Consider the following 21,873-nt stretch of genomic DNA (forward strand, 5'->3'; position numbering starts at 1 on the left):
GTACCGAGGAGACACCTTGGCCAGTGAGACCCCCCTCGATCTCGCCGCGCTGGGCGACGACTTCGCCCGGGACCCCTATCCGGTCTACGAACGACTGCGGGCGCAGGGCCCGGTGCACCGGGTCCGGATGCCCGAGGGCGCCGAGGTCTGGCTTGTCGTGGGCCACGCGGACGCCCGCGCCGCGCTCACCGACCCCCGGCTGTCCAAACAGTGGGAGAACGCCGCGGACTCCTTCCCGATCAAGAGTCCTTCGGGCAGTCACATGATGAACTCCGACGCACCGCGCCACACCCGGCTGCGCAAGCTGGTGGCGAGGGAGTTCACCCCGCGCCGCATCGAAGCGCTGCGTCCCAGGGTCCAGGAGATCACCGACGAGTTGCTGGACAAGATGCTCGCCGCGCCCGACGGTCGCGCCGACCTGGTGGACTCGTTCTCCTTCCCGCTGCCCATGTCGGTCATCTGCGAACTGCTGGGCGTGCCCTTCCTGGACCAGGCGGAGGTGCGCCGCTGGGCCGACGCGGCGATCTCCTCCCAGGACCCGACGGAGCGCCGGGCCGCGGCCGCCGACGCCGCGCGGTTCATCGCCGCCCTGGTCGAGGAGAAGCGCACGCGTCCCGGTGAGGACCTGCTCAGCGCCCTGATCCGCACCGTCGACGAGGACGGTGACCGGCTCACGATGGACGAGCTGATGGGCACGGTGTTCCTGTTGATCGTGGCCGGGCACGAAACCACCACCAACCTCATCGGCAACGGTGTCTACGCGCTGCTGCGGCACCCGGAGCAACTGGCGGCACTGCGGGCGGACTTCTCGTTGCTCGACGGCGCCGTGGAAGAGATGCTGCGCTACGACGGAGCCGTGGAGAGCGCGACCTTCCGCTTCGCCACCGAGCCCTTCGAGATGGGCGGCCACCGCATCGCGGCCGGTGAGGCGGTGATGGTGGATCTCAACGCCGCCAACCGCGACGGGGCACGCTTCCCCGACCCGGACCGTTTCGACATCCGCCGGGCCACGGCCGGGCACGTCGCCTTCGGCCATGGCATCCACCACTGCCTGGGCGCCCCGCTGGCCCGTATGGAGGCACGGATCGCGATCCGTAGTCTCCTGGAGCGCTGTCCCCGGCTGGGGCTGGACGCGCAACCGCACCAGGTGATGTGGCGGCACGGCATCCTGGTCCGGGGCCCGCACCACCTGCCGATCCGCTGTACGACCTCCTGACCCACCGCCGGGGCGGTGGGTCCCGGCCCCGCCGGGGCCGCGGAGGAGCGTCCTCTCCGCGGCCCCGGCGGCACCCCCGTCACAGGGGCAGTGCCCCGGCCCACGCCTCGTCGCGGTCCGCGGCCTGTGCCACCCGCCGTTCCGGTACCGGCTGCTCCGCCTGGAGCAGCCGGGTGAGGGCCGCCTCGCGCAGCGGCAGCGGTTCCCGCTCGGCGCACTCGGCGGCGAAGATCCGGATCAGGTCGTGGAACCGGTACTTGTGTCGGCGCGCCTCCTCCAGCAGATGGCTGTCGACCAGCAGATCGAGCAGCCGGCGGGCGGTGGCCCGGCCGGTGCCGGCGAGCGCGGCCGCACATCCGACCGTGAACGTGCCACCCTGGTAAAGGCCCAGGTAGCGGAACATCCGCGCCGCTTCGGCGGGCAGGGCCAGGTACGACGTCTCGAAGACGGTTCGCACGCTGGCGGAGGCGTCGTCCTCCACGGCGAGGCGGTCGAGCCGGCCGCGCTCGGCGGCGTACTGCTCGACCAGTGAGGCGGGCGGCACATCCGGACTCGCGGCCAGCTGCTCCGCGGCGATGCGCAGTGCCAGCGGCAGCCCGCCGCACAGCCTCACCAGCCGCAGTGCGACCGGGTCCTGCCCGTTTAGCCGGCCACCGCTCAGGTCGGCCAGCAGCCCCGCCGACTCGCCTTCGTCCAGCGGTCCGAGCCGGACCAGATGCGCACCGTCCCGCACGGCCAGGCCGGTCAGCCGCTGACGGCTGGTGGCCAACACACAGGACGGGCCCGGGGGGATGAGGGGCCGTAGCTGATCGGCGTTCGGGGCGTCGTCGAGCACCACCAGCATGTGCCTGCCATGCAGCAGACTGCGGTACAAGGACGCCCGCCCGGCCAGACCGGCGGGGATCCGGCTGCCCTCGACGCCGAGGCTGCGCAGCAGTTGTTCGAGGGCGTCGGCGGCGCTCAGCGGTCTGGCGCGCAGGCTGGTGCCGCACAGGTCGACATAGAGCTGGCCGTCGGGAAAACGATCCAGCAACCGGTGTGCCAGCCGCAGGACGAACGCCGTCTTGCCCACGCTGGCAGGGCCGTCGGCCACGACGACCGGGGTGGTGGCGCCCTGCTGTGAGCACGACTCGTCCAGCAGCTTCTCCATTCGGGTCAGTTCCTTGGCACGGCCCACGAACCCTCGGGCCAGCGGAGGGAGCTGAGCGGGCCGGAGAGGCGTCGCCACGACGGTTTCGGTGTCGGCGGGCGGCACTTGGGCGGTCGGGCCGCCCACGGTGGGCTCCGTCCGCCCGGTCAGAATCCGCTGGTGGAGACTGCGCAGCTCGGCGCTGGGCTCGATGCCCAGTTCCCGGCTGAGCAGCCGTCGGGTCTCGCCGTACACCGCGAGAGCGTGGGCCTGGCGGTCGCTGCGGTACAGGGCGAGCATCAGCAGCCAGCACAGCCTTTCCCGCAGGGGCTCCTCGGCCACGGCCGCGGACAGGTCGGCGACCGCCTCGGCCTGCCGCCCGGAGGCCAGCATGCCCCCGGCCCACTCCTCGATGGCCGTGAGCCTGAGGTCCTGCAGGCGGGTGCGTTCCATGGCGGCGAACGGTCCGGGGATGCCGGAGTAGGCGCCGCCGCGCCATAGCGACAGGGCGTCCGCGTACAGCCGCAGGGCCGTCGCGGTGTCGCCCTCGGCATCGGCCCGGCGAGCGGCGGCATGGCGCCGGGCGAAGAGCGTGGCGTCCACTCCGTCCGTGGCCACGCGCAGGCAGTAGCCGCCGGAGGCCGATGTGAGCACCGAGCTGCTTCCCCTTCTGCCTCGTCCCGGGTCGAGGACGCGGCGCAGCCCGGCCACATAGGTGTGCACGCCGTTGGCGGCACTTTGTGGGATGTCACTGCCCCAGACGGCGTCGATGATGTGCTCGACGCACACGACCTCGCCCGCCCGGCTGGCCAGCAGGCCCAGGACGGCACGTTGTTTGGGCGGGCCCGTCAGGACCTCCGTGCCGTCCCGCCAGGCACGTATCGGCCCCAGAAGCTGAATCCGCAGGGGTTCCCCCGTGGTTGGCATTGGTCATTCGCCTCCAGAAGTCGCGCATTGCCTGCCTTTGCCACCGAGGCCATTCAGCGGTGGGACCGTTCGTCCGCCGCGGCGGACACACCCACCGGCTCCGGAGGGCCGTCCACGCGCGCCACGAGAGACCGGGCCACGCACCGCAGCTTCTCCTCGGTCTCCTCCAACTCGCGCTCAGGACGGGACTGGTCGACGATTCCGGCGCCGGCCCGTAACCAGGTACGGCCCGCCCGTGCGTAGACGCTGCGCAGGACGAGGGCGGCGTCCATGCTGCCGTCCCGCGCCAGCCTCATGACGGTGCCCGCGTACGGTCCGCGGGGCGTGGACTCGTAGCGCCGTATGGCCTCGTACGCGGGGCGTTTGGGTACTCCGGAGGCCGTGACGGCGGGGAAGACGGCGGCGAACGCGTCCCAGGGGCCGGCGCCCTCGGGCATGCGCCCCACTACCCGGGACGCCAGGTGCTGGACGGAGCCCCGCTCCTTGACCGTCATGTACTCCTCGACCACCACGGTGTCCGGCTTGCAGGGGCCGGCGAGTTCGTCCACCGCGACCTTCACCGAGATGGCGTGCTCGTGCAGTTCCTTGGGATCGGCCAGCAGGTCCTCGCGCAGTCGGCGGTCGGTGTCGGCGTCCCCGGTCAACGCGCGGGTGCCGGCCAGCGGCTGGCTGGCGACGCGGCCCGTGGCGTCCACCTCCACGACCGTCTCCGGGCTGAAGCCGAAGCACCGCAGGTCGCCCATGCACAGGAGGAAGGAGCGGGCCGGGGTGTTGGCCCGTCGACCGGCCGCGTAGCTCGCCGCGAAGTCGATGTCGCCGTCGACCGGTACGACACGGGAGAGCACCGCCTTTTGCAGGGCGCCCGCGCGGATGTCGGCCACGACGGAGGCCACGGCGCGGCGGTAGTCGTCGGCGCCCGCGTCCAGGCGCACCTGGACGGCCCGCCGAGCGGGGGCGGCCGGGCCCTCGGAGCGGACGATGACGTTCTCCACGGCGGAGAGCGTGCCGCTGTGGGTGCTGCGCACCAGCGCGCGGCCGCCGTCCAGCAGCACTTCGGTCTCGGGCACGACCAGGTGAAGGAGGACGCCGGAGTCCAGGGGCATCGCCGCGATGGCATGGGCGAGTTCGAAGGCGCACCAGCCGTACGCGGTCCAGTCGGCGATGGGCAGCCTGGCCAGGTACCGCTCCACCGTGGCCAGCGGGTCCCCGTACCAGGGCTCCTCCGTAGTGTTGCCCTGCCAGGTACATCGGACGCTGTCGGCGGTGACGACGACCTCCGCCGCGATCCCGCCGGCGACGCACCACCCGTCCGGGCACTCGTAGACCACATAGGTGCCGAAGAGTCCGGAGTCCGCGAGAGCCACCGCGGTGTCGAGCGGCTCGCGGCCGGTTTCCACCACAGCGGTTCGGTAATGGATCATCATTCCTCATCCCTCTGGGATTCAGGGGCGACCGCGGGTACGGCGCCCACAGGTTTCGGCCGTCACGCCCATCGGAGGGCAGACTTTCAGCCAAGGAGGAACGCTGCCGAGGGGGTCGCGGACAGCACCATCGAACCGCGACCAGCAGGCACGGAAATACCTGATCTCACCTGCAAAAAACGTGCACACACCAGAGGGGAGAAACACACTGGCCGCCCATCGGGAAATGGACGGCACAGAGAGGCAGATACAGGAAATCAACAACCACGGGAAAGCAGCCGAAGGCTACTGACAAGAGGTCTCAGAGATCTGGAATAGCGAATTCCAGAATAGCCCTTCGCGAAAAGGACAAACGTACGAACACCTGCCTCGACCACCGGTCTGACTGGAGGTCGGACACCCCTCGTGGTGCACGCTCTGGCAACATCACAAACCTCGGAATGAATGAAGTACCCACCGGTCTGGAATCCCAAACCGGCCGACCGGGACTCAATCTACCCACTACACCGCGATTACAGCAACTAAAATCAACGAGGCCTTTGGAAAATACACTCGTATTGTGACGACACTCACATCTCCGTCGCCGCGCGATTCTCAGAGTCGGAAAAGTTATCGGGTTTGCTCATGTTTATCCGCGGCCAGGATTATTCACCATGCCGTTGTCATTTCAGGTCTCCTCGTAAACCTCCTCTTCGACGGCTCGGCCGAACCTGGACATCCACTCCTTCCGAAGGCCACGGCGGCGGAGACCCGACGGGGGACCAAGCCCCCGCCGCCGCGCCTGGTCGGCTCCGTCACGACCTGGCGACCACGGAGCCGACGCCTCATCACGGCTTCGGAGGCACCCCGCGCGCCGCCATGCCCGAAGCCGCGGCACCCGGCGGGTCGTCCGTGGCCGAGACCCCGGCACCGGACCTCTCCGCCGCCGTCTCCGGCTGCCCGGCGGCCGACCGGGGACGGCCCGGGAGCACGAGCGCCGCTACCAGGACGGCCAGCACCAGGAAGCCGCCCGCCAGCACGAAGCCGAGGGAGTATCCGTCCACCGCCGCCGCGTCCGGGGAAACGCCCGCGGCCAGGCGGTGTTCGGTGCGCGTGGTCGCCACGGTCACCAGCACCGCGAGCCCGAGTGCGCTACCGACCTGCCGCGATGCGTTCAGCAGGGCCGAGGCCATGCCGGCCTCCTGCGGCGGCAGTCCGACGGTGGCCGCGGCCGTCAGGGGCACGAAGGCGATGCCCACGCCGAGGCCCGCCAGCAGGGATGGCAGCAGCACATCGGCCAGGAAGCTGCCCGAGACGTCGGCCATGCCGCACCAGGCGAACCCCGCGGCGGCGATCAAACCGGCCGGCACGAGGAGGGTCTTGGCGTCGGCCAGCTGTCGGCGCAGCACGCGCGTGGTGACCTGGATCGCGACCATCGCGGTCACACACAGGGGCAGGAAGGCCGCCCCCGCCTCCGCGGCCCCCAGCTTCAGGATCCGCTGCAGATACAGCGACAGGAAGTAGAACACCGCGAGCTGTCCGGCCGCCAGCAGGGCCATGTACAGGTTGGCACCAGCGACATTGCGCTTGGCCAGCAGACCGAGCCGGATCAGCGGATCCGTCATCGGCCCGTACTTCTCCCACAGCACGAAGGCGACGAGCAGGACCACGGCGGCGGTCAGCGTGACCACGGTGGTAGCCGATGTCCACGACAGTTGGTCGGTGCGCAACATGCCGAGGATCAGCAGCCCCACACCACCCGTGGCGAGGATGGCGCCGACCACGTCGATGCGGCCGCGCGGGTTGCCGAAGGTGCCGGCCGGGACGTTGCCCAGGGCGAGCAGGAAAACCGCGAGAGCCATCGGGAGGTTCACCAGCATCACCCAGCGCCAGCCGGCGTACTCGGTGAGCAGACCGCCGATCAGTACGCCCGCGCCGCCGCCGACCGCGGCGACGGCCGCGTACACGCCGAGCGCCCGGGTGCGCTCCTCGCCCTCGCGCTGGGTGAGGGTGAGGACCGCCAACGCGGCGGGCGCCATCACCGCGGCGCCCACGCCCTGCACGGCACGGGCGGCGATCATCTGCCACGGCTCCTGGGCCAGTCCGCCGACGAGCGAGGCGACGGCGAATGACGACGCCCCCCACAGCAGGATGCGCCGCTGGCCGTACATGTCCGCCGCCCGGCCGCCGAGCAGCAGGAAGCCACCGAAGAACAGAGCGTAGATGTTGACCACCCATGGCAGTTGGGCCGAATCAAAGCCCAGACCCGCCCCCATGTCGGGCAGTGCCACGTTCACGACCGTCATGTCGAGGGTCACCATGAACTGGGCGAGGGCGACCGCGACTAACGCCCGCCCCCTGTTCAAGGACGTCTCGGACATCCGCCCCTCCAGAGTTTTCGTACTTGTATTACGTACGCGTACGATAACTCTAACCTGGGCCCGCCCGGTTGTCACCCGACAACACCGGTGAGCGACAGCCCCGGCAGGCGGAGACACACGGAAGGTGAGGACGCATGCGGTCCAGCGATCCGGGCGGAACAGGCCGGAGAAGAGTCGGACGCCCCTCCCAGCTGTCCCAGGAGGCGATCATCGAAGCGGCCCAGCGGATCATCGGCGAGGAGGGTGACGGCAGCCTGTCGATGCGGCGCCTGGCGCGGGAGCTGTCCATCACACCCATGGCGCTGTACCACCACGTGCGCGACCGGGACCAGCTCCTGCGGCTCCTGCTGGAGACGAAGGCCCGGCACCTGCCCCGGCCCGCGCTGCCGGAGGATCCCCGTGAGCGGCTGGTGGCCGCCGCACAGCTGTTGTACGACGTCCTGGCCGAATGTCCGTTCCTGGCCGAGATCCTCACCTCCGACGAACTGATGACCGTCACCAGCCTGTCGGCCATCGAAGCGATCCTGGAAGCGGCGCTCGCGTGCGGCTTCTCCCTCGACGAGGCCGTCGAACTGTACTGCGCCGTCGCCCACTACACGGGCGGTGAGCTGCTGATCCGGCTCACCCGGGAGCGGCACCTCGCCCGCCTCGACCACCCGCCGTACCGGACGCGCGCCCTGGCCGCACTGCAGCCGAAGACCCATCCCCGGCTCTGCTCGCTCGCGGACCGCTGGTCCGCGCTCACCTCGCGCGACACTCACCGAGCGGGCCTGGAGGCACTCCTGGAGGGCTTCTTCCGTAACCTCGACCGGAGCGTGCCGCGGCCCTGCGCCGGGCACGAGTGATCCGTCGCTCCCTCCTCGCCATGGACGGTGTCCAGACTTTGCCCAGAACCGTCCCGGAGAGTGGACGGGCCGGGCGGGACCACCGCGCGGACGGTGTGCCGGGCGCGATGGCGTCCCCCGCGTACGAGGTGCGGATACCCGTACGCACAGGCCGGGACGTGACGGAAGATGGACGGATGCAGCCCCGAACCCAACGCACCGGCAGGACCGGCCGCCCGCCCAGGTTGGCCCTCGAGGCGATCCTGGCCGCCGCACAGCGCATCCTGGACCAGGAGGGCGCGGAGAACCTCTCCATGCGCCGGCTCGCCAAGGAGATGTCCAGCACGCCCATGGCCCTGTACCACTACGTACGGGACAAGGACGAGCTGTTGCTGCTCCTCCTCGAGGAGCACGCCGCGAAGTTCCCCCGGCCCGGGCTGCCGACCGAGCCCCGCGCCCGCCTCCTCGCTTCCGCCCAGGTCCTGCACGACATTCTGGTGGGCTGCCCGTGGATCGTGGAGGTCGTCGCCTCCGACGATCTCTTCGCCGTCTCGGCGATGTGGATCGTGGAAAACATCCTGGACGCCGCGATCGGGTGCGGGATGACCCCGGAGGACGCCGTCTACGCCTACCGCGTCATCTGGTACTACACCGCGGGCGAGCTCACCGTCCGCTTCAACCGCGAGCGCCGCCAGGCACATCTGGACCGGCCGCCGCACCGCGACCAGATCGCCGATCTGGACCCCGAGGAGTTCCCCAACGTCACCTCACTGGGCGGCCAGTGGGTCGAGCTGACCACCCGGGACACCCACCGCCGGGGTCTGGAGGCAGTGGTCGCGGGACTGCTGGCCCAGGCGTCCTGACCGACCCCCGGCACGGACGGCCCGGGGCGGATGCCCCGGGCCGTCCGGCGCGCTCAACCCGCCAGGCTGTCCCGCACCGCCCGCTTGTCGACCTTTCCGACGCCGGTCAGGGGCAGCCGCGGCAGCACGACGAGGCGGTCCGGCAGCTTGTACGCGGCAACTCCGCGCTCCCGCAGCGAGGCCTGCACCTGCCGGAGCGTCGGCTCCGGTTCCCCGCCGCGGACCACCACGCACGCGCACGTCTGCTCGCCCATCAGCGGATGCGGCAGCGCGACCACCGCGGCCGCGACGATCCGCGGGTCCGCCAGCAGATGCTCCTCGACCTCCTGGCAGGGCACCTTCTCCCCGCCGCGGTTGACCACGTCGTTCGTACGGCCCACCACCTCCAAGTCGCCCGCGGGTGTGCGGCGCACCAGGTCACCGGTGCGGTAGTAGCCGTCCTCGGTGAACCTCGTCCGGTTCCGCTCGGCGGCCCGGTAGTAGCCGCGCAGGGTGTACGGGCCGCGGGTGTACAACTCGCCCACCTCCCCGGGCGCGGCGTCCACGCCGTCCTCCCGGATCACCCGTAGCTCGTCGGCGGGGGACAGCGGACGGCCCTGGGTGTGGAGGATCACCTCCTCCGGGTCGTCCGGCCGGGTGAAGTTGAGCAGGCCTTCGGCCATGCCGTACACCTGCTGGAGGGTGCAGCCGAGCCGGTCGGGCACCTGCTTCGCGGTGGCCGGGTCGAGCCGGGAACCGCCGACCTGGAGGAGTGCGAGGGAGGACAGGTCGCCGTCGGTCCACTCGGCGGCCTCCAGCCAGAGCGGCACCAGGGGCGGCACCAGCGAAGTGACGGTGACCGAGGCCCGCTCGATGAGCGGGAAGCACTCCTCAGGCGTGGGGGCCGGCGCGAGCACCGCCGTACCGCCTGCCCGCAGCGTGCCCAGCACGCCGGGGCAGGCCAGGGCGAAGTTGTGTCCCATGGGCAGGGCGCACAGATATCGGCTGTCCCGTCCGACTCCGCACAACCGCGCGCTGGCCCGGAGTTGGTAGGTGTAGTCGGCGTGGGTGCGCGGGATCAGCTTGGGCGGCCCGGAGGTGCCTCCGGACAGCAGGAACAGCGCCACGTCCGCCGGGTCGGGCGCCGACAGCGGTACCGGGTCCGCGTCGACGTCCGCCAGCGCCGTGAACGGGCCCGGATCTCCGGCGACCAGGACGTGCGCGAGACCAACGGTGCGGACAAGGACCTGCCTTGCCAGTTCGCGGTGGTCACAGTCCAGGACCCGGTCCGCGCAGACGTAGGCCACGGCTTCGGAGGCTTCCACCAGATGGGTGATCTCCACGGCGCGGTGTGCGGGCAACGCGAAGACGGGCAGCGCGCCGAGCCGGAAGAGGGCGAGGCACACCACGACCATGTCGGCGCCGTTGGGCAGCTGGACGACGATCCGGTCGCCGGCCGCGATGCCCCGGGCGCGCAGACCCGCGGCAAGCCGGTCGGCGGCCAGGTCGAGTTCGCCGTAGGTCAGGGTGCGGTCCGGGGTGATGACCGCGGTCCGGGCATGCCGACCGGCGTCATCGTCCGGCCGGTCGCCCAGTACCTCGCCGGTCCAGTACCCCTCGGTCCGGTAACGGGCCGCGACGGACTCGGGCCACGATATACAGCCCTCAAGCATGGGAAGACCCCCGTTTCTTTGGTGTGGACGGCCGGACGGCCGAGGTCAGGGCAGCGACGGCCAGACCGCGCCCGCGGCGGGCAGCGCCGCGCGGACGCCGGCCACGACTCGGGCGAGCACGGCCTCCCGCTGCTGTTCCAGGTAGAAGTGGCCGCCGGTGAAGGTGATGACGTCGCAGGGCCCGTCGGTGATCTCGCACCAGGCCCGCGCCTCGACGGCGTCGACTTCGGGGTCGTCGTCGGCGTACAGCACGGTCACCGGCACATCCAGCCGGCGGCCGGGCAGCGACCGGTAGGTCTCGATGAGCCGGTAGTCGCTCCGGATCGCCGGCAGCAGCGCCCGCAGCAGGGAGTCCTGCTCCAGTACGCCGGACGACGTGCCGCCCAACCGCCGCAGATCCGCCAGCAGTTCCTCGTCGGAGGAAAGGTGCAGGGTACCGCCGCGCGAGCGGTGAGGTGCGGGTCGGCCGGAGACGATGAGGGCCGCCGGCGGATGCCCGGCGGCGGTCAGCCTGCGGGCCGTCTCATAGGCCACGGCCGCCCCCATGCTGTGGCCGAACAGGACGGTGGCCCGCTCGGGGCGCGCGGCCGCCTCCCGGATGAGGTCGGCTCCGATCCCGTCGACCAGTTCGGTCAGGCCGGACACCGTGGGCTCTCCGTAGCGGTCCTCCCGCCCCGGGTACTGCACCGCGGCCACCTCGATGTCCCAGGGCGCGTCGAAGCCCCACAGCCGGTAGGCGCCGGCCCCGCCGCCGGCGTGCGGGAAGCAGACCAGCCGGGCGCGGGCCTGCGCCCGGACGGCGAAGGTCCGCAGGCCCGATCGCGGGAGCGGGACGCCGTGTGCGCCCCCGTGCCCGTCCCTCACAGCGCCCCCTCCTCGTACTCGCCGTGCTCCTCGCGTTCTCCGGGCACCCGGTGGCCCGAATCCGGCGGCATGGGCGTCGCCGTGCGGGAACGCTCGATCAGCGCGCCCATGGCGGCGACCGTCGGTGACCGCAGCACCTCCCGCATCGGCAGTTCGACGCCCAGCCGACGACGGATGCCGGTGACCAGACGCGTGGCCAGGACGCTGTCTCCGCCCCGCAGGAAGAAATTGGCTTCGCGTCCGACGGCCGGTAGGCCCAGTACCTGGGCCCAGATCTCCGCCACGGCCTCCTCCACGGCGCCGCGTGGCGGATCGGTGCTCTCGCCCGGACGCTCGGCGCCGCCTTCCAGCACCTCGCGCACCCGGCGCCGGTCCACCTTTCCGTTGGCGCTCAGCGGCAGCTCGGCCAGAGCCACCACGGTGCCCGGGATCATGTGGGCGGGGAGCCGGTCGGCGAGCCAGTCCCGCAGCGCGCCGGTGTCCAGACGGACGGCGTGCGGTGCGCGGAGCGCGGTGATCAGTACGGCCCCGTCCGGTTCGGTGTGCGCGAGACGGACGTCGATGAAGCCCTCACCGGCCAGGAGGTCCGCCCACTCTTCGGCGACAAGGCATTCGCCGGTGCGACCGGCCGGAAGGCCGAGGGGCGAGGCCGCGGCGCGGGCCACCAGGAAGAGACGGCCGCCCGGTGCGAGCAGGAGGGACAGAGCGGCCGCGGCGGCACGCGGGTGGCGCAGGCCGTGCAGCGCGTCGTTGGCGACCACCGCGTCGAAACGGTGCAGCCGCGCCTCCGGAATGCCCGATGTGTCCTGCAGCGCCGTGCGCGCCACATGGCCCGCCGCGGACAACCTCGCCTCCGCGGCGGTGAGTTGGGGCACCGACTCCGCCAGCAGCAGATAGTCGACCGAGGCGGGCTTGAGGGCGTCGAGGAGGCGCACGGCGTTGCGACCGCTCGCTCCGCCCCATTCGACCACGGCGAGCGGCTCGGGCCGTCCCTCGGCGAGCCCCTCCAGCGCCTGTGCGATCCGCTCCAGGCAGGCGCGGGCTCCGGGCAGGGCGTCGGCCAGGGAGCCGGGGGACATCTCCGGGTCATCGAGCAGTACGGTGGGCGGCGCCTCGCCGCGCAGCACGGCGGCCATCAGGGGCATGGCCCGTGTCCAGGCGTCGACCACGCCCTCCAGCCGGCTGCCGCGTATCCGCTCGCGCAGCCCGGCCGCGCGCTCCGCGTCGCGCACGTGGGCCCAGCGGGGTCCGGGCACGAGCGTGCCGGCCGGGCGTATCAGGACCTGGCGCTCGGCCAGTTGTTCCAGCACCGCCTCCAGGAACCGCCGGTTCGCCTCGGGAAGATCCGGCATGCTCCGGACATCGGGGAGTGGGGCCTCGGTGGCGGTGCCCTCGGGTGTGCTCGGCCCCGGTGCGGCCAGGAGCGCGCCGAGCAGTGTCTCGGTGAGAGCCCGTTCCAGCTCCACGGTGGCGGGCACGTCGGGGGACCGCCCGGGGACGGGCTGGGGAGCGGTGCCGCCGGGGGCCGAAGAGGATACGCCGCCGGGAGCGTCCCCGGCGCCGTGGCCCCGGTCGCCCCCGGCCACCGCCCGCGCCGGTACCACGGCGACGGCGAGTTCCCTGCGCGGTCCGCCCACCGCCGCGGCGACCGCGCGTGCCACGGTGGGATGGCTCCGCAGCGCCGTTTCGATCTCGCCCAGTTCGACCCGGAAACCGTTGACCTTCACCTGCTGGTCCACCCGTCCCAGGAACTCCAGTGTCCCGTCGGGCCAGTAGCGGCCCAGATCCCCGGTGCGGTACCAGCGCTCGCCCGCGACCACGGGGAAACGGTCGGCGGTCAGCCGCGGGTCTCCGCGGTAGCCGAGCGCGACCCCGGTTCCGCCGATCCACAGCTCGCCGGGGACCCAGTCGGGGCAGTCGCGACCCTGCGGGTCGACGACCCGGAACCGCTGATTGCCCAGCGGAGTGCCGTAGGGGATGGACCGCCAGTGCGCGGGTACGGTACCGACCTCGTGGAAGTTGGACCAGATCGACGCCTCGGTGGCGCCTCCCAGCCCCACGAGACGGCACCGGCCGGCGCTCGCGCGGGCCAGCCGCTCGGGCAGGTCGAGTCCGATCCAGTCGCCCGAGAGCAGGGCCAGGCGCAGGGTATCCGGCAGCGGCGCGGGCTCGGCCGCGGTCAGGAGCATGTCGAGGAGCGACGGCACGGAGTTCCAGACCGTCACCCCGCGCCGCCGGCACAGGTCGAGCCAGCGGTGTGCGTCGCGCCGGTCCTCCTCCGCCACCAGCACGAGCGCGCCGCCCGCGCCGAGCAGACCGAAGATGTCCCACACGGAGAGGTCGAAGTCCAGGGCGGACACGGCCAGGACGCGGTCGGACGGGCCGATGCCGTGACGTTCGTCGATGTCCTCGACGGTGTTGACCGCGGCCCGGTGGCTGATCTCGACCCCTTTGGGAGTGCCTGTGGAGCCCGAGGTGAAGATGACGTACGCCGGATCGTCCGGCTCCGCGGGTACCGGCGCCGCCGACGGCCGCGCCCGCGATGCCTCGGCCAGGGTGAGTACGGCGGCCCCCGAGCCGGCGGGGACGGGCGCCCCGGTGCCGTCCAGGACGAGCCGGGCCCCGCTGAGCTCGAGGATCCGCCGGCGCCGCTCCGCGGGCTGGTCGACACCGACGGGGACGTAGGTCCCGCCCGCCGCCAGCACGCCCAGGACGGCGACGATCTGATCGGGCCCCTTGGGCGCCGTGACGAGCACCGGAGTGCCGCGCCGGACGCCGCGGTCGGCGAGCGCGGCGGCGACGCGTAACGCCCGGTCCGCGAGCTCGCCGTGGGTGAGGGCGCCGTCCGTCCCCCACAGCAGCGCGGGAGCGCCGGCCCGCTCCCGGGCCCGGGCGAAGAACTCCTCATGCAGCAGCCGCCCGCTCTCGTCCCGGTGCGTGGAGTTCACCTCTCGCCGCCGTCGCGTCTGGGCGGCGGGCAGCGGAATGTCGGGCACGACGGTCCAGTCGGCCGTGGCCAGGTCGTGGAGCAGGGTGACGCAGGCGGCCGACATGGCGTCCAGCAGACCGTCTGGGAACAGTTCTTCCACCGCGTCCCAGGCGAGCAGGAGGCCGCCGTCGCGGGTGCGGTAGATCTGGTGGTCGAGCCAGACCTGCGGCGTCTGGGACACCATCCAGGACAGCTCGCCGAAGCGGTGGGCGAACGCGTCGGGGACCAGCGGAGCGTCGATGTTGCAGGCGAAGACCACCGGCGCGGTGCGCGGGGTCTCCGCGTCGGCACGTGCGAAGTCGCGCAGCACGTCCACCCCGGTATAGGCGGCGTGGCCGACGTCATCGTGCAGCCTCTGCTGTACGGCCCTGGCGCGCCCGGCGAATCCCGTGCCGCGGCCGAGGTCGATCTCCAGCAGGACGAGGCTGGTGAAGTCGGCGACGACGCGGTCGAGATCAGGGTGGGCGTCGTGGTCGCGGCCGAACAGCGGGACGTTGAGCAGGAAGTGCCGCTCGCCGCTGAACCGGGCGAGGACCTCGGCGAAGACGGTGGCGAGCACCACCGAGGGGGTGACACCGTACTCGGTGGCACGGGCGCACAGTCGCTCCCAGAGGTGCGGGGCCAGCGTGTGGGAGCGGCGCACGAAGCGCGGCCGGGCGACGTCCTCGGGGTCAACGGCCAGGGGCAGCCGCGGGCCACCCGGGAGGCCGGGCAGGCGACGCGTCCAGTACTCCCGGGCCCGTTCCCGCTCGACCGCGCGGGCCGTGGCCCGGTCGGCGAGATGGCTCGGGAAGTCGTAGCCCAACTCTCCCAGGGCGTCCGGGTCCTCGTAGAGCTCCGCGAGGTCGGCGAGGAGCAGCCGGATGCTCTGCACGTCGGCGACGAGCAGGTCGACGTCGAGATGAATGCGGTCGGCGCGGCAGCCGCCGTCACCGGCGGGCAGGCGACTCAGCTGAACGTCGAGGACCTCGCCTTCGGCCACCCGCAACCTGCGGTGGGATAATCGCTCGCGCAGCTCGCCGACCGCCTCGTCGGCCTCGCCCCGGGGCTTGTCCGTGTGGTCGTGGACGGTGAGGCCGGGCCAGGGCGAGGCGTCCCCGACGCGCTGGGTGCCGTCGTCGCCGAAGCGGGCCCGCAGCATCGGGTGGCGGCGCGTCAGGGCGCGTACGGCGCGCTCCAGGCGGTCGGGGTCGATGTCCAGGGAGTCGATCTCCAGGTAGGCATGGCAGCCGACGCCGCCCAGTGGACGGTCGTCGCCGCGGCCGATCCAGTAGGCCTGCTGAACCGGGGTGAGCGGAAACGGGTCCCGTCCCGGGGCAGAGGCCGGTGCGGATGCGGGTGTCGGTACCGGTACCGGTGCCGGCTCGAGCGGCCCGTCGACGGCGTCCGCCCGGGTGCTCAGCAGCCGGTGCCAGGAGGTGAGCCGGGGCTCCTTGGCCAACGCGGTGAACCCGGCCCGCCCGCCACCGGAGCGGTTGATCCGATTGGTGAACTGCATCAGCTGGAGCGACTGCAACCCGAGTTCGAACAGGTCGGTGTCGTCGTCCGCGGCGCTCAGTTCGGTGCCGAGCAGCGCGGCGACCTCGGTCCGGAGAACTTCCAGCGTCCATGCGGAAGTTCCGGCACCGGTACAGCCGGACGAGCCTGACGACGTGTCCTTGCGTGCCATCCCTACCTCATTCCTCTCAGGCTGGCTGGTGTCTGGCGGTCTTCCAGAACTCGGCGTACTTCCCACCGTGTTCGAGGAGCTCCTGGTGGCTGCCCGATTCGACGATGCGGCCGTCCTCCAGGAAGGCGATGGTGTCGGCGTCCCGTACGGTGTGCAGCCGGTGCGCGACCATGACGACGGTGCGGCCGCTCATCAGCCGGTCGAGGCCCTCCTGGACCGCGCGCTCGCTCTCCGGGTCGAGGGCGGAGGTGGCCTCGTCGAGCAGCAGCAGGGGGGCATCCTTCAGCAGGGCACGGGCAATGGACACCCGCTGGCGTTCACCGCCGGACAGGGCCGCGCCGCCCTCTCCGACCTGGGTGTCCCAGCCCCGCGGCAGCCTCGCCACCACCTCGTCCAGACGGGCCGCACCTGCCGCCCGGCGCACCTCGGCCACCGTGGCGTCGGGGCGGCCGATCCGTACGTTGTCCTCGATGGTGCCCTCGAACAGGTAGACGTCCTGGAAGACCATGGAGAGCCGGGACATCAGCTCGTCGGAGTCGATGTCGCGGACATCGACGCCGCCGAGCCGCACCGCACCGGCGTCCACGTCGTGGAACCGCGCGGCGAGCTGCAGCAGCGTGGTTTTGCCGGCGCCGGAGGATCCGACGATCGCCAGCCGCTCGCCATCCTCGACCCGCACGCTCAGGCCGTTCAGAACCGTGCGCCTGTCGCGACGGAAGGTGACGTTCTCCAGTTCGAGGCTGTTGCCGTCGGGAACCATCGGCCGCTTGGGGACCGGCAGTGGCTTCTCCCGCAGCACCGCGTCGATGCGTTCCAGCTCGCCGCGCGAGGCCCGCATGACGCCGCCCAGGTCGGCGAGGGACAGCAGCGGGTCCACGCAGCGGGCGCACAGCACGAGCAGGGCCAGGACGGACGCGGCCCCCACCAAGCCGTCGAGCGCCAGGTAGGCGCCCAGGGCGAGGACGAGCGTGAACACCGTCTGCACCGTGAGGCTCAGGCCCAGTAGGCCGGGCAGCCCCTTGAGGGCGGCGCGCCGCTCACTGCGCCACTGGGCGTGCAGCGCCTCGTCCAGCAATCGGAAGCGCTCACCGGTACGGCCGCCGGCGCGCAGCACCGGCTGGGCCCGGACATACTCCACCACCCGGCCGGAGGCCTCGTCGCCGGCCCGGGCGCGTTCGGCGTCCTCGCGTGCGGTGGCCCGTCCGGTGGCGTATTGCACGGCGACGATCAGCGGTGCCGCCACCAGAGCCGCCAGCGCGGGACGCCAGTCGAAGAAGAACATGACCGCGACGACCGTCAGCGGGACGAAGGTGGCATCGATGAGCGGGCCCAGCCGGTGCGCGGGCACCGACATCACCTGCATCACACTGCGGCTGGTCAGTCCGGAGACGTCACCGATACGGGAGGGCGTGAACCAGCCCAGAGGCAGACGGGCGAGTTGGTCTCCTAGGCGGTGGTGGAGTGCGCGGGAGAGTTCGCCGCCGGTACGGAAGCCCGTCAGGACACTGCGATAGCCGAGGACGGCGCACAGCGCGAACGCGGCGGCGAAGCCGCCCAGCCACGGCCAGGCGTCGGCGGGGTGCTTCCCCAGCAGAGCGCGCAGCAGCGGCACGAGCAGCGCGTACGAGACGCCTTCCGTGATCGCCCGGAGCGACATGAGCACGAGGGTGCGGCGTACCGGGCGGTCGTCCGGCTCGCCCAGGACGCGCAGGAGCAGTCGGATCATCGGTGTGCCTCTCCCTGCGGGCCGGCGCCGGGGCCGTGCTGGGCCTGCCACATGTCCGCGAGCCTTCCCCCGGCGGCCATGAGTTCGGAGTACGTTCCGCTCTCCACGATGCGGCCGGCCTCCATGACGACGATGCGGTCGGCGCGGGTGATGGTCTGCAGCCGGTGGGCGATGACCAGTTGGGTGCGGCCCGCGCACAGGACGCCCAGGGCACGACGGATTTCGGCCTCGGTCTTGGCATCGGCGAAGGACATGGCCTCGTCGAGGACGAGTACCGGGGCGTCGATGAGCAGGGCGCGGGCGATGCCGAGCCGCTGTGCTTCACCGCCGGACAGGCCGGTGTCCTCGCCCAGCACGGAGTCGTAGCCGTGCGGAAGTGTCTGGACGAGGTCGTGGAGGCCCGCCGCGCGGGCGGCGGTGACGACCTCGGACCGCGCGGCGTCGGGGACCGCCAGCGCGATGTTCTCGGCGATCGTGGCGCGCAGCAGCCGGACGTCCTGGAAGATGAACGCCACCCGTTGGTAGAGCTCCTCGTCGGGGATGTCGCGGACATCGGCGCCGCCGAGCAGGACCGAGCCCTGCGTCGGGTCGAAGAACCGCGGCAGCAGCTGGGCGAGGGTGGACTTGCCGGCACCGGAAGGACCGACGAGGGCGGTGGTGGTGCCGGGCTCCAGGACGAGGTCGATGTCGTGCAGGACCGGGTGGCCATCGTCGTAGGCGTAGCCGACGGCGCGGTATTCCACGCGGTCCCCGTGCGGGGCGGCCGGATGGACCGGCCGCGGCAGCGGCTCGACGCTGAGCATCTCGTGGATGCGGTCGGCGGACCGCTCGGCGGCGTGGATGTTGTCCATGCCGTGCCCGAGCGCCGCGACCGGCGCCGTCAGCGCTACGGACAGCAGCAGAAAGGGCAGCAGGTCGGCGGGCGGCATGGAGCCTTCGGTGATCAACACGGTACCGCCGGTGAGCACGAGCAGCAGCACGAAGGGCGGCGACAGGACGAGGGCGGACAGCGAGGCCAGGCCCGCGCTGCCGGCGACGTAGCCGAGGAAGAAGTCGGCGAAGTCGTCGGCGGCCCGGCGGTAGCGCTGGTGGACCCGGCCCGCCCCGCCGAAGGTCTTGACCACGGAGATGCCCTCGACGAACTCGACGGAGGAGGCACCGATGCGGCCCATGGCCTGCCCCACCGCCATGCCTTCGCGGCGCCGTTCCTCGGTCGACAGCAGGCGGTGCACCGACACGCCGAGCACGACGGGAATCAGCGCGACGAGCGTCAGACGCCAGTCCACGCAGGCCAGGTAGACGAACGAGGCGGCGGGGACGACGACGGCGGACGTGAACTCGCCGGGGGCGTGGGCGATCAGATGGTGCAGGGTGTCGACGTCGCCCTGCACGACGCCGTTCACCTCGCCCGAGCTGCGGTGGGAGTACCAGCCCAGGGGCACCCGTCCCAGGCGCTGGGCCAGTGATCTGCGCAGCGACAGGTGCAGCTCCCCGTCGACGAGGTGGCCGAGCCCGCCGGCGGCCGCGGTGAGCAGGACGCGCAGCAGCAGTCCCGCGGCACCCCAGACGACCGAGGTCCACGCCCTGCCGTGGTCGACCGGTCCGGGGGCGAGCAGCTCCCGGCCGAGCTCGATCACGGCGAGCAGCGGGGCCAGACCGGCCAGGGCGCCCACCGCCTGCAGCAAGAGGGCGGCGGCGAGCCGGCCCCGGTAGGGACGCAGCAGCCCGATGAGCATCCTGCGCCCCTGCGCGGCCTGGTCCGCCGTGGCGTCCCGTGCGGTGCCGGACGGCTCGCTCGCGGGGGTGACGTCGTCGGACGCACTGCCGTCGGTTCCGTCGGTGAGCGTGCTCACCGGTTCTGTCGTGGCCATAGAAACTCCCGCCCTCCAAGGCCGGGTCGGCGGCCCGCGCATGGCACACGGCCGCGCCGACAGCCGCTCATGACTGGACTCCACCCAGAAACTATACGCGTACAAGAAATAGGGTGGCAACCCATTCCGGCCACCGCCGGAGAGGCCAGGAGGTCCGGCCGGAGCCGCCGGTCACAGCGGATCGAGGCACAGTTCCCGGCCCTCCGGGGCCGGCTCGATCCCCAGGGCCCGCAGCCGGTCCAGCTGGGTCCGCATGGCGTGCGCGCCCTCGTCCGGATCGGTGAAGTCGCGCGGTGCCATGGCGAGCAGTTCCAGGCTCTTCTCGACGGCGAGGTTGGTCTTGCGGTCGTGCTGCGGCAGCAGCCAGTGCTGGTAGTTGTGCTGCCAGAACTTCAGCACCGCACGGTCGTTGGCCCGCCGGACCTTGTCCAGGGTCTCGGTGAGCAGTTCGCCCGCCCGGACGCTGTCCATGCCGATGTGCGACCAGGGGGAGCCCGGGTCATTGGGGTCGTCGGCCTCGATCCGGAACTTCTCCCGGTCCTGCCACATCGGCATGTTCTCGTCGGTGATGGTGAACCGGGCCATGGAGAAGTGGCCGATGTACTCCTCGATCAGATAGTCCTGGGTGTCCTGGAACATCTCGGGGGTCTCCCCCGGATACCCGACGATGAACAGGCCATAGGTGTTGATCTCGCTACGACCGAGCAGATCGTGGGCCTTGCGGTTCTGCCTCACCGAGACCCGCTTGCTCATGTTCTTCAGGGTCTGGTCGTTCATGGACTCGAAGCCCACATGGATCTGGAAGCAGTGGGCCGCCTCCAGACCAGCCACCACCGCCTCCGAGTTCAGTGTGTTGGCCCTGCTGAAGCCCTCCCAGACCGGGATGCCGGAACCGGGCAGAATCTCCAGCAGCTCGCGGAAACGGACCGGCGGGATGGTGAACGTGGAATCCATCGCGTACATCATTTCGGCGCCGTTGTCCGTGGCATAGCGGACCCAGTCGTCCCGGATCTTCTCCGCCGACTTGTACCGCCATTTCGGCGAGGCCGCGGGGAAGGAACAGAACTTGCAGTCGAAGGGACAGCCGCGCATCGACTCGTAGGGCACCACCGCGGCCCGTCCGGAGAGGCTGGGCGACGGGAACGCGTCGAGATCCACGTACTCCACCGGATTGACCCGGATCCGCTCCCCGTCCCGCCAGACGACGTTGGGGACCGCCTCCAGGCTCTTGCCCGCGGCCACGGTGTCCAGCGTCATGGGCAGCGCGACCTCGCCGTCGCCACGCACCACCGCGACGATTTCCGGGTGGTCGCGCAGGGCCATCATGAACTTGAGGTTGGTGAACTGGCCGCCGGCCACGATGCCGACGCCGGGCAGGTTCTCCCTGATCCAGCCGACCGCCCGGTCCAGGATCGGCTCGTTCCAGATGTACGTCGTCGACAGCAGCACCAGGTCGACGTCACCGGTCGGCACCCGCGCCTCGCCGGTCCACACGTCCGCCAGATCCACCCGGACGAAATCGTAACCGCCGGTCTCCAGAATCGAGTGGAGCGTCACCGTGGTCAGATGCGGTCCCGCCGCCGCCCGGGGACGCAGCAGTCCGTACTGCCGGCCCGACCACTCGAAGCCGAACCGGTCGAGCCGCAGCCCCCGGTGTCCGGCACGGCGGAGCATTTCCCGGCCGAGCTCGCTCGGGCTTGCCCCGAAGAGCGTCCCGGCCATGTACGGGGAGTTGAAGTGCGTCGGACCGAGTTCTCCGGGGCCGAGCCCGCTCAGTAACAAGAAACGCATGAAGAGCCCATTCCTGTGAGGACATCGGATGGGGATGCGAGGGCCGGCCTCATCAGGACCGCCCGTTGAGAAGAATCGTGACAGGCCGCTCTGTACGAATTCTGGCCGTCGCCGCGGGCTCAGTGGCCGTGGCGCTGTTCCACCAGAGTCCCCTCGGCCCGCAGTACCACCACCATTTCGGTGGGCGCCTCCAGCTCCACCCGGTGCCAGGCCTCCGACGGCACGACGAAGGCCTCTCCCGCACCGATGCGGGCCCGCAGCTCGCCATCGGCGTCCTCCGTGCCGCCCCTGCGGTAGTAGATCCGCAGCGCGCCGGACAGCACGCACATCACCTCGTCCCCGTCGGGATGCCGCATCCAGTTGGCCGCGGACTTCAGGTCCGCCGTCGTCTCGGCACGCATGGCCACGGCCGTCCAGCCGTCCAGGTCGGGGCGCATGGCGAACTCCTCGGCGGCGACTGTGCCGTCGTGACGCAGCCGGAACATGGAGGAGAAGAGTTCTACGGCAGACATGACGAATCCTCTCGGAGGGGCTTGTGCGGCGAACGCGCCCGTACGGGCTACCGGATGGT

Annotated in this window: 13 protein-coding genes; 3 read left to right on the forward strand and 10 right to left on the reverse strand. The window is 71.7% G+C overall.

Features of this window, described 5'->3' with window-relative positions:
* Positions 1-16 precede the first annotated feature (16 nt).
* Complete coding sequence (locus tag LIV37_RS09980) at positions 17-1,216, forward strand: cytochrome P450 family protein (RefSeq protein WP_020866991.1); 1,200 nt, start codon at positions 17-19, stop codon at positions 1,214-1,216.
* A 79-nt stretch (positions 1,217-1,295) separates the two neighbouring features.
* Here LIV37_RS09980 and LIV37_RS09985 read toward each other — a convergent pair whose 3' ends face one another.
* The 3 genes from LIV37_RS09985 to LIV37_RS09995 form a co-directional block, all read right to left on the reverse strand.
* Positions 1,296-3,272, reverse strand: a complete 1,977-nt coding sequence (locus tag LIV37_RS09985) for an AfsR/SARP family transcriptional regulator (protein WP_020866992.1) — start codon at positions 3,270-3,272, stop codon at positions 1,296-1,298.
* A 53-nt stretch (positions 3,273-3,325) separates the two neighbouring features.
* Complete coding sequence (locus LIV37_RS09990) at positions 3,326-4,693, reverse strand: salicylate synthase (protein WP_373920603.1); 1,368 nt, start codon at positions 4,691-4,693, stop codon at positions 3,326-3,328.
* 827 nt (positions 4,694-5,520) lie between these two features.
* Entirely contained in the window at positions 5,521-7,053 is a 1,533-nt protein-coding gene (locus LIV37_RS09995; RefSeq protein ID WP_020866994.1) for an MFS transporter, read from the reverse strand.
* Between the two features lie 134 nt (positions 7,054-7,187).
* Between LIV37_RS09995 and LIV37_RS10000 the strand changes: the two genes are divergently transcribed.
* A complete protein-coding gene (locus LIV37_RS10000; protein ID WP_020866995.1) occupies positions 7,188-7,898 on the forward strand; it encodes a TetR/AcrR family transcriptional regulator in 711 nt (236 codons plus the stop codon).
* Positions 7,899-8,074: 176 nt separating this feature from the next.
* Complete coding sequence (locus LIV37_RS10005) at positions 8,075-8,740, forward strand: TetR family transcriptional regulator (RefSeq protein ID WP_121825637.1); 666 nt, start codon at positions 8,075-8,077, stop codon at positions 8,738-8,740.
* A 53-nt stretch (positions 8,741-8,793) separates the two neighbouring features.
* Here the strand turns inward: LIV37_RS10005 and LIV37_RS10010 are convergent, their stop codons facing one another.
* From LIV37_RS10010 to LIV37_RS10040, 7 genes are all read right to left on the reverse strand, one after another.
* Positions 8,794-10,392, reverse strand: a complete 1,599-nt coding sequence (locus LIV37_RS10010) for a (2,3-dihydroxybenzoyl)adenylate synthase (RefSeq protein ID WP_020866997.1) — start codon at positions 10,390-10,392, stop codon at positions 8,794-8,796.
* 45 nt (positions 10,393-10,437) lie between these two features.
* On the reverse strand, positions 10,438-11,256 hold the full coding sequence (locus LIV37_RS10015) for a thioesterase II family protein (protein WP_020866998.1): 819 nt from the start codon (positions 11,254-11,256) through the stop codon (positions 10,438-10,440).
* Positions 11,253-15,914, reverse strand: a complete 4,662-nt coding sequence (locus LIV37_RS10020) for a non-ribosomal peptide synthetase (RefSeq protein ID WP_020866999.1) — start codon at positions 15,912-15,914, stop codon at positions 11,253-11,255. Before LIV37_RS10020 ends, LIV37_RS10015 begins: the two co-directional genes overlap by 4 nt.
* Before the next feature lie 16 nt (positions 15,915-15,930).
* Positions 15,931-17,640, reverse strand: a complete 1,710-nt coding sequence (locus LIV37_RS10025; RefSeq protein ID WP_020867000.1) for an ABC transporter ATP-binding protein — start codon at positions 17,638-17,640, stop codon at positions 15,931-15,933.
* Entirely contained in the window at positions 17,637-19,511 is a 1,875-nt protein-coding gene (locus LIV37_RS10030) for an ABC transporter ATP-binding protein (protein WP_020867001.1), read from the reverse strand. The genes LIV37_RS10025 and LIV37_RS10030 overlap by 4 nt, the downstream gene beginning before the upstream one ends.
* A 171-nt stretch (positions 19,512-19,682) precedes the next feature.
* Positions 19,683-21,302, reverse strand: a complete 1,620-nt coding sequence (locus tag LIV37_RS10035; RefSeq protein ID WP_020867002.1) for a B12-binding domain-containing radical SAM protein — start codon at positions 21,300-21,302, stop codon at positions 19,683-19,685.
* A 119-nt stretch (positions 21,303-21,421) separates the two neighbouring features.
* On the reverse strand, positions 21,422-21,814 hold the full coding sequence (locus LIV37_RS10040; RefSeq protein ID WP_121825636.1) for a cupin domain-containing protein: 393 nt from the start codon (positions 21,812-21,814) through the stop codon (positions 21,422-21,424).
* Between the last annotated feature and the right edge of the window lie 59 nt (positions 21,815-21,873).

Origin of the sequence: Streptomyces rapamycinicus NRRL 5491 (genome assembly GCF_024298965.1) — a bacterium.
Classification (GTDB): Bacteria; Actinomycetota; Actinomycetes; order Streptomycetales; family Streptomycetaceae; genus Streptomyces; species Streptomyces rapamycinicus.